Source organism: Microbulbifer maximicatervae (SeqCode) (assembly GCF_052467615.1).
This window is the reverse complement of the sequence record NZ_CP174319.1, coordinates 5,017,356-5,033,139: the sequence shown is the minus strand read 5'-3', so window position 1 is coordinate 5,033,139 and position 15,784 is coordinate 5,017,356. Positions and strand designations below refer to the sequence as shown.

Here is a 15,784-nt window from a genome sequence, read left to right as displayed (position 1 = left end):
ACCGGAACATTTCGCTGGCGCCGCAACCACGGTTCCTTACATGCGGAACACGCCGAACTTGGTCTCTTCCGGTTCCTTGTGGCTGGCCGCCGCCAGGCACAGACCGAGCACGCGGCGGGTATCCGCCGGATCGATAACGCCGTCATCCCACAAGCGCGCGGAGGCGTAGTATGGGTGCCCCTGGTGTTCGTAGTTATCCACAATCGGCTGCTTAAACTGGCGCTCTTCCTCTTCGCTCCAGGATTCCCCTCGGGCGGCCATCTGGTCGCGCTTCACCTGGGCCAATACGCCAGCAGCCTGTTCCCCTCCCATAACCGAGATACGCGCATTGGGCCACATAAACAGGAAGTTGGGATCGTAGGCGCGGCCACACATACCGTAGTTACCGGCGCCGAAAGAGCCGCCGATAAGGATGGTAATTTTGGGCACCTTGGCGGTAGCGACAGCGGTCACCATCTTGGCGCCGTGTTTGGCGATACCGCCCGCCTCGTACTGCTTGCCCACCATGAAACCAGTGATATTTTGCAGGAAAACCAATGGAATCTTGCGCTGCGCGCACAACTCAATAAAGTGCGCGCCCTTCTGCGCACTCTCCGCAAACAGGATGCCGTTATTGGCAACAATTCCCACCGGATAGCCCTGGATACGGGCAAAACCGGTTACCAGGGTGGTGCCGTACAACGCTTTAAATTCATCGAACTCAGATCCGTCCACAACCCGCGCGATAATCTCGCGCACGTCAAACGGCTGGCGCGAATCTTTGGGCACCACGCCGTAAATGTCTTCCGGTGGATAAATCGGCTCCACAGGCTTTTGGATATCCAGGCCAGGATTTTTGATACGGTTCAGGCGAGCTACAGAGCGGCGCGCTAACTGCAGGGCGTGTACATCATTATTGGCGTAGTGATCGGAAACCCCGGAAGTGCGACAGTGCACCTCGGCACCGCCAAGTTCCTCCGCGGAAACTTCTTCACCGGTGGCCGCTTTCACCAGGGGCGGGCCCGCCAGGAAGATGGTGGCCTGCTCTTTCACCATAATGGATTCGTCTGCCATGGCCGGCACATAGGCTCCACCGGCGGTGCAGCTACCCATAACCACCGCGATCTGCGGAATATTCTGTGCAGAGAGATTGGCTTGGTTAAAGAAGATGCGACCGAAGTGCTCACGGTCTGGGAAAACGTCGTCCTGGCGCGGCAAATTAGCACCACCGGAATCCACCAGGTAAATGCATGGCAGATTGTTCTGCTCGGCGATGGTCTGCGCGCGCAGGTGTTTTTTTACTGTGAGGGGATAATAGGTTCCACCTTTTACAGTGGCATCGTTAGCTACTATCACACAGGGCTGACCGGAAACGGTGCCAATACCGGTAATAATACCCGCGGCCGGAACATCCTCACCGTAAACCTCGTGAGCCGCCAGCTGGGAAAATTCCATAAAAGGGCTACCCGGATCGAGCAGCGCATCGATACGGTCCCGTGGCAATAATTTTCCTCGCGCCAGGTGTTTTTCCCTTGCGCGCTCGCCGCCGCCCTGGGCGATGGCTTCCACTTTCTCGCGCAGGTCTGCCACCAGCGCCTGCATCTGCTCGCGGTTTTCGCCAAAGGCGGCGTCGCGCGTGTTTATTTTGCTCTGCAACTGATTCATAAAGTCCGATTCACTTTCCCGGAGAAAAGACCTCCACAGGGCGCAGCTTATTGCCGCAGTGCCCGGCTGGAGACAGCTGCCGCCGACAGGCGCCGGCGGCGAGAAGAAATGCCCAGCCTTAGCGGGTCTCTTTAAACAGCTCGCGACCAATCAGCATACGGCGCACTTCAGAAGTGCCCGCGCCGATTTCGTAGAGCTTGGCATCGCGCAGCAGACGACCAGTGGCGTACTCGTTGATGTAGCCATTGCCGCCCAGTGTCTGGATAGCCTGCAGGGCCATCTGTGTTGCGCGCTCCGCAGTAAACAGGATTACAGCGGCGGCGTCCTTGCGCGAGTCCTCACCGCGATCACAAGCCCGGGCCACAGCGTACAGGTAAGAGCGGCTGGCATTCAGGTCAGCGTACATATCGGCGATCTTGCCCTGCATCAGCTGGAACTCACCGATGGCCTTGCCGAACTGCTTGCGCTCGTGAATATAGGGAACCACCACATCCAGGCAGGCCTGCATAATTCCGACAGGGCCTCCAGAGAGAATCGTGCGCTCGTAGTCGAGACCGCTCATCAATACGCGTACACCGCCGTTCAGTTCACCGAGGATATTTTCTTCCGGCACTTCACAGTCTTCGAACACCAGCTCACAGGTGTTCGAACCGCGCATGCCCAGCTTGTCGAGCTTTTGCGCCTGGGAGAAGCCGGCGAAACCGCGCTCAACGATAAATGCAGTAATACCACCGGAGCTGATGCCCGGCTCAGTGCGAGCGTAGATCACATAGGTATCGGCATCGGGACCGTTGGTGATCCACATTTTATTGCCGTTCAAAATAAAGCGATCACCGCGCTTCTCGGCGCGCAGTTGCAGACTTACCACGTCGGAACCGGAGTTGGGTTCACTCATGGCCAAGGCGCCTACATGTTCACCGGAACACAGCTTGGGCAGGTATTTGAGCTTCTGCTCGCGGGTACCATTTTTACGGATCTGGTTTACGCACAGGTTGGAGTGGGCACCGTAGGACAAGCCCACAGAAGCAGAGGCGCGGGAAATCTCTTCCATGGCCACAGCGTGTGCCAGGTAACCCATATTGGAGCCGCCGAACTCCTCTTCCACGGTCATGCCCAGCAGACCCAGCTCGCCAAACTTTTTCCACATGTCCGCTGGGAACAGGTTCTCTTCATCGACCTGCGCCGCGCGCGGGGCCAGCTCCGCCTGGCAGAACTTGTAAACCATGTCACGGAGCATATCGATGTCTTCACCGAGACCGAAATTCAGGGTTGGGTAGGAGGTGTTCATAACGGCTCCACTGATATTTAAAAATGTCTTTAATTCAAATAACCGCCTTGGCGGCTGTTCAATACCACATGAGGCAACTGCGCCACTCTTGGCACAGTGCCGAAATCTGTTTAGGAAACGCTGCTGTCATCGCTTTGCGCCAGGGACTCACGGGCCCTGGATTCAGCTTCATCCAACTCTTCCATCAGGCTTTCGATATCCCGCAGTTGCTGTTGTAACTGCAGACGCTTTTGCGCGATGCGCTCCAATAGACGGTGCAACTGCTCCACATTGCCGTGGGCCGGGTCGTACATATCGATAATTTCACGGCTCTCATCCAGGGAGAATCCCAGCCGCTTTCCGCGCAGGATCAGCTTTAGGCGCACACGCTCTTCGGGACTATAGACGCGGGTCTGGCCGCGACGCTCCGGATTGAGCAGGCCCTTGTCCTCATAGAAGCGGATGGCGCGAGTAGTGATATCGAACTCCCGCGCCAGCTCGGAAATGCTGTAACTATGGGGCTCCATTTGGCTTGCTTCTGCTTTCATAACGACTTCCTCAAGATGCCATCAAGCCTAGCAAGAGTTTACGTTAACGTAAACGTAAAGCACGCGCCAAAAAAGAACCCTAAGGCACTTCTAGTCACTTAGCCCACGGGGGTCCTGTGGGGAGTAGACTCAGCGCCGAGCAGCTGTTGTAGCTGATTGTTGAGAAGTTTTTGATAGGAAGGGGTTAGGCCAGTCACCTCCAATGCCCAACCGGCACCGTGGTGCTCAATTCGCCCCACCAGGGAACTGTCTTCAAGAAGCTCTGGGTGCAAAAACAAGCCGCGGGACTGGTTGAGTAGCTGATCGGCACAGAAATCCGGACTCTGTGGCTGGGATGGGACTACCGCCAGAGCCAGCTTCAAACCGGTCGCACGGCTAACGCTCTGCATCTCCCGCAGTAATAAACCACAGCAGACTGCGCGGAAGGCCGCATCAGTTCCAGAGAAATCCAGGCCGATCTGTGGCCCGGCGCAACTCAGGGGGGTGGCACCGTATATGCGCTGCAGCAAACGCATACGTCCATCTAGCTCCCGCTGCAAACCCTCCAGGGCGCTGCGACTTAACTGGTTGCCCAACTGCGCCCAGTTAAGAGGGCGAAGATAAAGCCCAACGCTGGGCTCGGTAACTTCAGCTACAGCTTGAGCAGACTCAGTAACTTGTGCGGGCAATTTGCGCTCCCGGGACAAGCTACCGGTAAGCAGGGCCGCAGCTGCACTAAATGGCAGGGCAAAAACGAGGGTCAGCAACAAGCTGGCCCAAGGGAAGGCAACGGAATTACCAGGCTCAAACGCCACAGTAATATTGCCGGCAATACTATCGTGCAGGACCACTGGCTCGGTGATCGTCTCCCCCTCTTTCAGGTCACCCACTTCGGCCAGGGAATTCGATTCCACATCCTCAATTAAAATGCCGGAAACCACTGGAAGCTCCAGCAGCTGGCGAGCGATCAGCTGTAAGCTGATACGATCCCCGGCCACAATACTCTCCAGGCTCTGCCCCGCGAGAATAGTCGCTGCCGCCTTCGCGGTAACTCTGTCTCGCTCTATCTGGCCGGTGCGCTGCTGACCATAAAAATGCCCCAGTGCCGCCGCACAGAATATTGCCAGTGTTAGCCAGATAACCAGTGCCAATAAACGCTGGCGGGCGCGTTTGGACAACTGTGCTAATTGAGCCGGTATTTTGCGAAGAATAGATACAATGGAAACTGACATAAACGGCGGCAGACATCTTGCGTATTGTTTTTTTACTATTGCCCCAGCTGTTTTGGAGCAGCGAGCATTTTAACGGTAGGCACCAAAATTGTGCATACCCAATTAACTCCTGAGCGATTGGTAAAGCAGACGGCGAAATAGTTCAATTCAACTCGCACAATTCGAAAAGGAATTTTACTCCCCATTCGAACTGAGCCCATTAAAAACCCTGCTGACCGGCAATCAATGAAATTAAAGCCCGGCAATTTTAGCGAAGAATCTCATAAGAGCTATAATGCGCCGGACATTTAATTCAATCGGGACAGAGCTTATGGGTGATCAAATAAATTCACAGGAATTCCACCTCTCCCTGAAACAGATTTCCCAGGCTTCAGGAAGTGGCACCCTGCGCTACCTGAGCTTCCGAGATCAAGTCGCCAAGCTCGGCCTGGAGTATTCCGGTGCAGCCCCTTTTCCCGGTGAGGCTACGGACTTTACCCCGCCCCCCGAAGAACCGAGTGCACTTGAAGCCATTTGGTGTATCATCCTGCTGAGCCCCTCTATCTCCCTGGCCCAACTCCAATACCTTCTGCGATTTTTTGATGAACAACAGTGGAGCCTATTCGCCGCTGATACTTTGGCACAAAGACGCGATCGCACCGTTATCCGCTTCCAAATTGATGGCGACCTCGATTTTGACAGCGCGCGCCTGGCCTGCCTTGGAGTGGCCGATGAGTTGGGAGTAGACCTAACAATCCAGGCTTCTGTTACCCAGAGAGTGCCAAAGCTGGCGGGCTTTGATATGGATTCAACCCTGATTGATGCTGAAGTCATTGACGAGCTGGCAAAAATTACTGGTATCGGTGATCAGGTTGCCGCTATCACCCAATCTGCCATGGCCGGGGACATAGATTTCTGCGAGAGCTTTAAGCGGCGTATGGCCCTGCTAAAAGGTTTTTCCGAGCAGCGTTTGGCAGAAATTGCCCGGGAATTGCCGTTAAAAGAAGGGGCCTATGAGTTACTGGCAGCCTTGCACGCACTGGGCTGCAAAACGGCACTGCTTTCCGGCGGCTTTACCTACTTCGCGAAATTCCTGCAGCGAGAGCGCCTGCCCCTGGATTATATCCATGCCAATGAACTGACATTTGCCGAAGGGGCCCTCACCGGCGAAGTAGTGGAACCCATTATTGATGGCGATCGCAAACGCAAGTTACTGCAGGAAATTGCCGGAAGCTTAGATTTGGCACTGGAAAGTGTGGTCGCTATGGGTGACGGCGCCAACGATATTCCCATGTTGAATTTAGGGGAACTGGGTATCGCCATTCACCCCAAGCCCAAGGTGAGGCTACAGGCCCCCCAGGCCATCAATCTGTTTGGCCTGGACGCCGCCCTCTACTTATTTGGTCTCAATGACCAACAAATTGCCAAGCTCGGGGTATAACGCGGCTTAGCTCTTAAAGCATCGCGTGAGGGAAAGGGAAACTCGGCCGCTTATTGTGATCCGTGCAAGCACTGGGCCCGGGTTTCTGCCCACAACTGGCAAGAAAAAGCCCCAGGACGACTATTAGTAAAGCCCGTTTATACATAGGTGCCTCCCTTCCTGAGTAAAATCTCTGGGCAGCAGAGTACGCAAAGGCAATCCATTTGAACAGCCGTTTAATGATTTTTATGCCAGAAATCTGGCGTATTAATCACGCTATCGTACCAGTTCACTTAGCTATAAAAACAAACTGAAAGAATGCCCATAAAAAATATTTTGTGGAGCAAACTTTAGCATTAGCCAAAGTGGAAGGGAAAAAGAAAGGGGAGAGTTGCCGCAACTCTCATATTGATCTATGGGAATTGCGACAACTGGGAAAAGAGAGCGATTAACTCTCTTTTTTACCGTAAATAACCAGGCTATTTACTTTTACAGTCAGCGGGTGATAACCCACCTTGGCGCGCTCAAAAATGCGTGCAGCCACGTCTTTTTTACCAGTCTCAACCATATTGCGATATAGCGGGCGCAGGAACTTATTGCGACCGATACTGGTGAGGAAATTCTCAAGGCGCTCGAAGGCCGGCTCGTAGTCGTTGCGCACTGCGATCATCAGCCAGCTGAAAGCCACTTCGTTATTGCGGGATTCGGTCAGGCCAAAGGCGCCGTCCAATTCCTTCAACTGAGCTTCCGTCAGTTTTTCCGGCATACCATCGAGGAAGTACTTCCACTGGTGGAAAGTCCAGCCTTTGGTATCGATATCCTTCGCCGCCAGTTTGCCGTCCAACCACTGTTGACGCACTGGATCCAATTTAGTGAAGGCATCGGACTTCGGATGCGGCGCACCTTCGGGAATACCCGGATCGAAGATCCACTGAAGGATGCGGTCGCGGTCCAGCTTATCGGCGTGCTCAACCAACAGGGTCTTGTCTAGATACTTAACGAAGTCCTCGGTGGTGATGCTCTGGAAGGAGAAGTGGTTGAAGTACTCCATAAGGAAGCGGTCAAACGCTTCGCGACCTACTTTCTGCTCCAGCTCATACAGGAACAGGGAGCCTTTCTCGTAGGGAATATTGGAGAAAACTTCATCCGGGTCACGTCCGCGCAGGTCGATCGCCATAATCTCATCGCGGGGCTCTTTATCAGCCAGATCCGCTTGCAGGTCGTCATAGCCCAGGGCCATTTCCATCTGATAGCGCTCATCACCGTAGACGAACTGCATAATGCGGTTAGTCAGGTAGGTGGTGAAACCTTCATTCAGCCAAAGGTCTCGCCAGCTGGCATTGGTCACCAGGTTGCCGGACCAGGAGTGGGCCAGTTCGTGGGCAATCAGGGCTACCAGGCTCTTATCACCGGCGATCACCGTCGGAGTGATAAAGCTAAGGCGCGGGTTTTCCATACCACCGAAGGGGAAGCTGGGTGGCAGAATCAGCAGGTCGTAACGATCCCAGTGGTAGGGGCCATACGCCTTTTCGGTCACTTCCAGCATGGATTCGGTATCGGCAAACTCCGCCGCTGCAGATTCCAGCATGGAGGGCTCAGCGTAGACACCGGTGCGCTCGCCCATGGGCTTGAACTTCAGGTCACCAACCGCCAGGGCAATCAGGTAGGAGGGAATGCGCTGGGGCATTTCAAACTCGTAGACGCCATCTTTAGCCGCCTGTGGGTCATTGTTCGCACTCATGACTGCGCGCAGTTCTTTCGGAGTGCGTACAGTGGCGTTGTAAGTGATACGAACTTTCGGGGAGTCCTGCAGCGGAATAAAGCTGCGCGCGTGAATCGCCTGGGCCTGGGTAAACAGGAACGGATGCTTTTTACCCGCAGTCTGCTGAGGCTCCAGCCACTGAACGCCGGAGGCGCCCGGCGCAGTACGGTAGCGGATAGTAATGCTGTCGGCATCTTCCGGCAGCTCAATATTCAGCGGAGTGCCCAGGTGACTGTCTTTCTCGCCCATGGAGAATTTTACTGGTGCGCCATTAGCGGATACAGAAACCACTTCCAGCTCGCGGGTATCCAGTACCATCGGCAGGTTCTTGTCGTTGAGACGCTTGAAGTCCAACTTGGCTTCACCTTCAAGAACCTTGCGGGAGAAGTCGACAGTCAGGTCCAGATCCAGGTGTTGCACCTGGTAGTCATTGCTGTTAGCAAAAGAGTGGTAATCCACTCCGGACTGGGGCGCTTTTTCAACACCCGGCTTCTTCTCGATCACAGCGGACGCCTTCATCGGCGCGCTCGCACTGTCTAATTCGGCCTTGGAAGGCTCCGACTTGGAACAGCCACCGGCAACGGCAAGGCCGCCAACGATCAGACTGGTACACAGTAAACGGGGCAACATGGGTCTACTCCCTGAGTTCAGCTTTTCAATTTGCGCCACAGGATACCTGACAGAGCGCAGATGAGAAACGACAGGGGACTCTGCACCCGCCGTAAGGGGGCACACCGATTACCCGCTCGAGCCACGGGTACCGACGGTCATGCCGCGTTTTGCCAATAAACCAGATTAATGTCTCAGTTTCGTCGCCTTAGGACGAATTTCATGACTAATAGCAGCAAGGGAAGAAAAATACTGACCGTGAATTAATACATCGTTCACTTTCCAGATTCAGACTGCGGTTCTTTTATAACAAGCACTATAAGGAGAACCCCATGTCTCTGTCCCGGAGGCGGTTTCTACAATTTTCCGGCGCAAGCCTGGCGGCCCTGCCCCTACTGAAAGCCTACGGTTCCGGCCAGGAGCCCTTCCAGCACGGCGTAGCCAGCGGTGACCCCCTGGCAGATCGCGTAATTCTCTGGACTCGTATCACTCCGTCTGCAGATCCAGAATTCCAGTCCATGGTGCCCTACACCTGGCAGGTCGCTCTGGACCCGGAAATGGCCATGGTCGTCAATAGCGGCAGCGGTATTACCGGGCCCGATGTGGACTACACCATCAAAGTGGATGCCAGCGGTCTGCAACCCGGCACCAGTTACTATTACCGCTTCTACTCTAACGGTATCGACTCGCCCATAGGCCGCACCCGCACACTGCCCATCGGCCATGTGGATAAGCTGCGCTTTGCGGTAACCAGCTGCTCCAACTATCCCATGGGTTATTTCAATGTTTACCGGGAAATTGCCCTGCGTGCAGACCTGGATGTGGTACTGCACCTGGGGGATTACATTTACGAGTACGGACCCGGTGGCTACGGTACCGGCACGGGCCTGGGGCGAGAGCCAATCCCCGCCAAGGAAATGGTGGATATCCAGGATTACCGCCTGCGCTACGCCCAGTACCGCGCCGACCCCGATTTGCAGGAAGTACATCGCCAACACCCGTTTATCTGCGTCTGGGACGACCATGAAACCACTAACAACGCATGGGCTGGCGGTGCCGAGAACCACAATGTCCAAGATGGCGAGGGCGACTGGTTTGTACGCCGCTCGGTGGCCAACCAGGCTTACTTCGAGTGGATGCCCATCCGCGATAACGGCATCTTTGATCTATTTGGTGACAGGGCCATCTACCGCAGCTTCCGCTTCGGCAACCTCATGGACCTGATGATGCTGGATACCCGCATCGCCGCACGCTCCGAGCAGGCCAACTGGTTCGATCAGCAGACCGCCGACGACCCGGAGCGCAGCATCCTCGGTACCCAGCAGGAACAATGGCTGCACAGTAGCCTGACCCAGTCCCAGTCGGATGGCGTACGCTGGCGGGTATTAGGGCAACAAGTAATGATGGCGCAACTCACCCTGGCTCGGGATTTGTCTGTGAATATGGACCAGTGGGATGGTTACACCGCATCCCGCGAGCGTCTGTTCGACCATATTGCCGACAATAATATCGACAATTTTGTCGTCCTCACTGGAGATATCCACAGCTCCTGGGCCTGGGACCTGGCCAGCAATCCTTTCAGTATTTTGAAATACGGGCGCCTGACCGGACGTGGCGCCCTCGGCGGAGAATTTGTCACCCCCGGAGTAACCTCCAGCTTCCTGGACAAATCCCACCTGACTGATGTTGCAGCGATTGCTATGGACGGGTTAATACCACACCTCAAGTGGGTGGAGATCACCCAGCGCGGTTACCTGTTGATGGATGTTTCCCACTCCCGCGCCAAGGCCCACTGGTATCACGTGGATACAGTCACCAGTCAGAATTACAACGCCAGCCTGGCAAGGATTTATAAGCAGGAAGCGGGGCAGAACCATATCCAGCGCGCCTGGAGTGAAAGCACAGCTGATGAGTTGGTACCGGCACCGGCACCGCAGTACGGCGCCCTAGCGCGCAATACCATCGCCGCCCTACGCAGCCGCTACAACGTCTGATTTGCAGGCAATAAAAAACCGCACCCCTGTTAAGGCGGTGCGGTTTTTTAAAAAGCTTACAGAGAGAAATTATTCGAGACTGAAATCGAAGTTCATATCCTCCGCCGGCGCCTGCACATAGTACCCCTGAATATAATCAGTACCGGTCTGCCACAAAGTCGGCAGCATACTGGCCTGCTCAATATGGGGCACTATCACCTTGGTATCCGCCTCACCCAAGCGCTGTACCAATCCTGCCAGGGAGTCACTGCTCTCGCCTTCATCCTGGACCTCGCGCACGAAGGAGGGATCGATCTTGGCGATATCCACTTTCACATGCTCAAGAGCCTTGAACGGATTGAGTCCGGTGCCGAAATGACAGACCGAAACGCGACAACCCAATTGCTGGACCTGAGTGGTAAAGTCCCGGGCCGCGTGCAGGTTGCTGTTGATATCCTCCTGACGCAACTGGAAGATCACCGTTCCCGGCGCCACCTTGGCAGCTTTGAAGGCAACCCCCAGCCAGCCGGGTAAGCTGCTGTCCACCAGTGAAGCAGTGGTGATATGCAGCATCAAAGAAATATTCTTGCCCTCAGCCCTGGCGGCTGCGGCGGCCTTGATCGCGGTAATAATTACCCAGCGATCCATTTTCGCCGACAGGCCCGCATCGCCGAGTTCCTGCAGGAAGGCCAGCGGTGCCAGCTCTTCCTTGTCATCGAGCATACGCACCAATACTTCGTACAGCTGCTCGCCAGTTCCCTGCAAACTGAGAATTGGCTGGTAGAGCAACTTCAGATTGCCAGCTTCCAGCGCTTGTACCACCCGTGCACGGTGATAGGTATCGGCGTCGGCACCACCTTCAGTATCCGGCTCGTAGAGCGCAAAATTCCCACCTTTCTTTTCTTCACCCAGAGCCTGCTTGTGAGCAGATAACGCTTGGTCCAGCACCTGTTGCGCACCGCTGGAGGCCTCACTCATCAGAGAAATACCGATAGAGGCGGTAATTTGCAGGGTTTTGCCATCTGCATCGAAGATGGTGTCGGAAATCTTCTTCAATATATCCTGCGCGCGTTGCTCGATGCTGTCCGGAGTTGTATTCGGGCTGAGCAGGCAGAAAGCATCTTCACTGTAGCGGGCCAGGGTATCGCCACTGCGTTGGCAGGACTTGAGTAATTCCGCCATGCCTTTTTGCAGAGCATCGGCACCGGCCACCCCAACAACTTTTAACACTTCATCTTCAAAGCGATCCACTTCAATCAGCATCAGACCGCCGGTATTGTGGGAGTCCGCTGCAGATTTGATGCTGGAATCCAATACCTGCAGGAAGTGCTGACGATTGAAAAGCCCGGTCAGCGGATCGCGGTTCTTGATATCGCTGAGCTGCGCTTCCAATTGCTCCGTATCACCCCGGCGCGAGGCAATACGCACCTGCAGACAGCGCTCATCGTCGTAGGTGGTGCTGAGTACTTCTGCGCGAGTGGGCAGGGATTCGCCAGAGGCGGTCTTAGCGGTAAATTTCCACTCTTTCGCCTCCAGCTCATTGTTGTCGATAGCGCAGCTTTTGAGGAATTCACGCCCCTCTTCCTGCTCATTTTCAGCCAGCATATCAATCAATGGCTGGTATTCAATGTCCTCGCCAGAGTCGTAACCAAAGCGCTCTGCAAGGGAGTCATTGGCGTAGACGATCAAACCATCAGATATATAAGCGATGGCATCTTTGGAGCTATCGAGTAGCTCCTTGGCACGGTTAAGGGTCGCGTGATAGCGGCGGTCGTGCAGGCGAGCCTGGCGGCGATTGGCGAGCGCCCCCAGCTCCCGCTGTATCACAAAGAGAAGGTGTTGGTCTTCATCCACCACTACGACATCGCGGGCTCCGAGCTTCAAACCTTCCACCACAGGTTGGGCACCGGTGCGCTCGGTCAGCATAATTACCGGGACATCTTTTTGCAGCTTGCTGATGGTGCGCAACGCCACTGAGGGGGGCACCTGAGTACTGCTTTCAGCCGCGATCACTAAATCCCAGGTTTTATCCTGGAGCAGGCGGTTAAACACAGCCTCGCTGGCCACATGCTGTGCTCGGTTGGGACGACCTGCGTTGTGCAGCATACTCACAAGGCGCTGGGCTTCCGACGGGGTATCGTGAATCAGGAGAAGTCGTATTGTGTCGTTGCTACTCATTATTTGCTCTATTTTTTTAATGGCGGCACACAGCTACCGCTGGCGGTAATTTTAGGGGGCGTCAAGGATGGCATACAAGGGTAGATCAAACTGGTACCTGTGATCTAAATCACACAACGCTCCCCTATAAAAGCTTCCGCCTTTCCCATTTGCGAAACCACAACCGCTAATCAAGCTTTCCCAACCTAAGAAGCCCCTGAATACAGCGCTTTAAAGCGAAATAGCAGCTGCTGAATAGGTCGACCGGACAACTATATCTGGCACTGGCGTTACGGGGTTAGCCTAGATCAATTTGGCGGTATTTATTCGTCCAACCTATCTCTCTTTATGAAAATCCCTGTCGAATACACAAAGATAACCCATACAGCTATCAGCTGAGGTTTAGCTATGTTCAGCAACTATCGGGGATTTTGATGGGACGCCGGGGATTTCACGCACCAGTTTTGGTACCAGATAACCGGGTAACTGCTGGCGGAGATGTTCGATTAGCTCCAGCGCTTTCGCATCAGAGACTTCAAAATGTGCGGCACCATTTACTCGATCCAGCTGATGCAAATAGTACGGAAGTACTCCTGCTGCAAAGAGGGCTTCGCTCAACGCACCCAGCGCCTCGCGACTATCATTGACGCCTTTTAATAGCACCGCTTGGTTGAGCAGGGTGACCCCTGCGCTTCGCAACTTTTGCAGAGACTCTCGCACCTCACTATCAATTTCATTGGCGTGGTTGCAGTGCAACACCAGCACGGGCTTCAAGCGGGAACCGGTAAACCAATCCAACATTTTCTGGTTTACCCGGCTGGGAGCAACTATCGGGAGGCGGCTGTGAATTCGCAGCTTATCCACATGGGGAATCTCGGCCAGCTCATCGGTGAGCCAGGCCAGTTGACGGTCACTCATAACCAAAGGATCACCGCCGCTCAGAATCACTTCGCGCAGCTCAGTGCGCGCGCGAATGTAGTCTAGAGCTGCCAGGCCCTGTCTGCGAGTTAGGTGGTTGTCGCCGTAGGGGAATTCACGTCGGAAACAGTAACGACAATTGACCGCACACTGGCCCGCAGTGATCAGTAGTAGGCGCCCGTGGTATTTGTGAACAACTCCAGGCAGAGGGTTAGCCTCTGCCTCTTCAAGGGGGTCTGCACTAAATCCCGGCACTTTCTTCAACTCATCCGCACCGGGTAAAACCTGTAACAACAATGGGTCTTCGGGATCGCCGCAACGCATGCGCCGGACAAAGTGGCGCGGCACGCGCAGGGAAAAGCCAGAAGCTGCTCGCAAGGCCTTGGGGAGCTTACGCGGGTCTAGCTGTAGTAATTGAATCAACTCTGCCGGATCAGTGACCAGATCAGACAACTCATCCTGCCAGCAGCGGGATTCCTGTGTGTCGATAAGCTCTATACCGGGGGCCGATGATGACGCCATCATGGAGATACACTACAAAATAAGAGATTGTATCAGATCCCCCACTGCAATCTCCCGCCACCACTGACAGTGATGCCCCACAAAGGGTGCCGTGACCAGGTAGATATGGGAATTCGCACAACCCCATTAGAGAAATGGCATCTGTTTCAGACCCTATCTAGTGAGTTAGTTGAACCCTCAAATCGGTTCCCTAGGGTAATTACATAAACTGAATTTATTTTTGCAAAAACCCTATAAACATAATCAAAAAATATTCACCAACCTTCTGTGGAAAAATATCAGATAGTTGGACTGTATCTTTAAGCAGCCAGAGCCTTAAGGAGCCTCTAAATAACTCCGTAATGCCTCTGCGGGTCTTGAAGGCTGCAGATGTTAGGCGCAGCTCGCCGCGAATGGCCGTAGCCCTTTGCAAGAGCTGCAACGCAGCAGCTGTGGCCTTCAAGGCTCGCCCTTCGGGGCTTGCAGAGCGATTCACACTCCGCGTTGCGACTTCTTGAAAGGTCTAGACATTCCTGCAAAGCCGCGCCTTGATTGTGAACCGCTCTGCATGCCAGAGGTATCATGGAGTTATTTAGAGGCTCCTTAACTCTTCTTTACCTGAATTTAGGAATAGACTCATTATCGGCGAAGCAAGTATTCACTCTACCTACCAATAAAAACCCTTACCCCACAAAACACTCCACTGCAACAAAGAAAATCTACACAGTCGACATTTCCACAGTGAATTCAGGGAGCAAAAAACAATTTCCTTAAGAAATTCGGCAAGGATAAAGCAAAGCAAAAATTCTTTATTAATAAAATTTTTATCACTAGAAAAAACATCCCCCAAAAACCATCAACAAATATCAAAAAATTCATAATTCCCTTATTCACAATAGGGATAATTCGGTGTTAATTTAAACGCCGGCAAAGAAAACCATTTTGTCGACCCCGCCAAAGGCGGGCACTATCAAGAAATAAATAAAACACCTAAAAGGTGTTCAAACAGTAAGTTTAGAATTACAAAAAGGAATTACCCAATGGAAATGCAGCTTGAATTGCTTGAAGCCAATAAAGACCTACTGATTGAGCAAACTCGCGCACATCCTTTCTTGAAGCGTTGCCGTGAAGGCTCCATTACGCTGGACGAATTAAAAATATTTTTGGTTCAACAAGGTATTTACAGTGGATTCTTTGTTAGATATCTCTGTGCAATGATGGCAAACCTCCCGAGTAACCACGAAGTCCTGGAGCTTGCCGAAAATCTAATGGAAGAGCTGGGCCTGGAACCAGACAGCCCCAAACCCCACGCAGAAATCTATCGCGAAACCCTCGAGCGTTTTGGTTTGACCCTGGAAAACGCAGAAGTTTTACCAGGCACTCAGCACCTGATCGATACCATGTTCAAAAACTGCCGGGACCTCAGGGCCAGTGCAGGATTGGGCGCCCTATGCCTGGGAGCCGAAGCCCTGGTACCCGATTTATATACAGATATTGTTGCCGGATTCCGCTCTTGCGGCGTAACCGATGCAGAAATGCAATTTTTCCTGCTGCATATTGAATGTGATGACGGCCATGCAGAAACCATTCGCGATATTATGGTAGATATCGGCTCCAAGGATCCCAGCCAACTGGACATAATGCTCGAAGCCGGGCGCCACCTTGTAGAGGCCCGCTTACAATTCTTCGATTCTATTGAAACCGCCTACCACTCCACTAAACATAAAAAAGTTGAAGCTGTTACAGCTTAATGAGCAAGCACTTATCAACCCACTCACAGGTGTTGTTGGAGAAA

The 15,784-nt window shown here is 53.7% G+C and carries 11 protein-coding genes; 3 read left to right on the top strand and 8 right to left on the bottom strand.

Annotated elements, in window-relative coordinates; all coding sequences use genetic code 11:
* Positions 1 to 36: 36 nt before the first annotated feature.
* From ACJJIM_RS22150 to ACJJIM_RS22135, 4 genes are all read right to left on the bottom strand, one after another.
* A complete protein-coding gene (locus tag ACJJIM_RS22150) occupies positions 37 to 1,644 on the bottom strand; it encodes a carboxyl transferase domain-containing protein (RefSeq protein WP_371838961.1) in 1,608 nt (535 codons plus the stop codon).
* A 118-nt stretch (positions 1,645 to 1,762) separates the two neighbouring features.
* Positions 1,763 to 2,932, bottom strand: a complete 1,170-nt coding sequence (locus ACJJIM_RS22145; protein WP_444911986.1) for an isovaleryl-CoA dehydrogenase — start codon at positions 2,930 to 2,932, stop codon at positions 1,763 to 1,765.
* 110 nt (positions 2,933 to 3,042) lie between these two features.
* A complete protein-coding gene (locus tag ACJJIM_RS22140) occupies positions 3,043 to 3,459 on the bottom strand; it encodes a MerR family transcriptional regulator (RefSeq protein ID WP_444911985.1) in 417 nt (138 codons plus the stop codon).
* Positions 3,460 to 3,557: 98 nt separating this feature from the next.
* On the bottom strand, positions 3,558 to 4,670 hold the full coding sequence (locus tag ACJJIM_RS22135) for a hypothetical protein (RefSeq protein WP_444911984.1): 1,113 nt from the start codon (positions 4,668 to 4,670) through the stop codon (positions 3,558 to 3,560).
* Positions 4,671 to 4,980: 310 nt separating this feature from the next.
* Between ACJJIM_RS22135 and serB the strand changes: the two genes are divergently transcribed.
* Positions 4,981 to 6,090 (top strand): phosphoserine phosphatase SerB, encoded by a 1,110-nt coding sequence (gene serB, locus ACJJIM_RS22130; protein ID WP_444911983.1) that lies wholly within the window; start codon positions 4,981 to 4,983, stop codon positions 6,088 to 6,090.
* 427 nt (positions 6,091 to 6,517) lie between these two features.
* Here serB and ACJJIM_RS22125 read toward each other — a convergent pair whose 3' ends face one another.
* Entirely contained in the window at positions 6,518 to 8,461 is a 1,944-nt protein-coding gene (locus tag ACJJIM_RS22125; RefSeq protein WP_444911982.1) for a M1 family metallopeptidase, read from the bottom strand.
* A 311-nt stretch (positions 8,462 to 8,772) separates the two neighbouring features.
* Here ACJJIM_RS22125 and ACJJIM_RS22120 point away from each other — a divergent pair, with 311 nt between their 5' ends.
* A complete protein-coding gene (locus ACJJIM_RS22120) occupies positions 8,773 to 10,434 on the top strand; it encodes an alkaline phosphatase D family protein (protein WP_444911981.1) in 1,662 nt (553 codons plus the stop codon).
* A 69-nt stretch (positions 10,435 to 10,503) separates the two neighbouring features.
* Here the strand turns inward: ACJJIM_RS22120 and ACJJIM_RS22115 are convergent, their stop codons facing one another.
* The 3 genes from ACJJIM_RS22115 to ACJJIM_RS22105 form a co-directional block, all read right to left on the bottom strand.
* Positions 10,504 to 12,591: an EAL domain-containing protein gene (locus tag ACJJIM_RS22115; protein ID WP_444911980.1), complete on the bottom strand. Its 2,088-nt coding sequence runs from the start codon at positions 12,589 to 12,591 to the stop codon at positions 10,504 to 10,506.
* Positions 12,592 to 12,972: 381 nt separating this feature from the next.
* Positions 12,973 to 14,013, bottom strand: coding sequence for an EF-P beta-lysylation protein EpmB (gene epmB / locus ACJJIM_RS22110; RefSeq protein ID WP_444911979.1), 1,041 nt, complete (start codon positions 14,011 to 14,013; stop codon positions 12,973 to 12,975).
* Between the two features lie 211 nt (positions 14,014 to 14,224).
* Positions 14,225 to 14,452, bottom strand: a complete 228-nt coding sequence (locus tag ACJJIM_RS22105; RefSeq protein ID WP_444911978.1) for a hypothetical protein — start codon at positions 14,450 to 14,452, stop codon at positions 14,225 to 14,227.
* A 577-nt stretch (positions 14,453 to 15,029) separates the two neighbouring features.
* On the opposite strand from ACJJIM_RS22105, the gene ACJJIM_RS22100 reads away from it, so the two are divergent.
* A complete protein-coding gene (locus ACJJIM_RS22100; protein ID WP_444911976.1) occupies positions 15,030 to 15,740 on the top strand; it encodes a TenA family transcriptional regulator in 711 nt (236 codons plus the stop codon).
* Positions 15,741 to 15,784 lie beyond the last annotated feature (44 nt).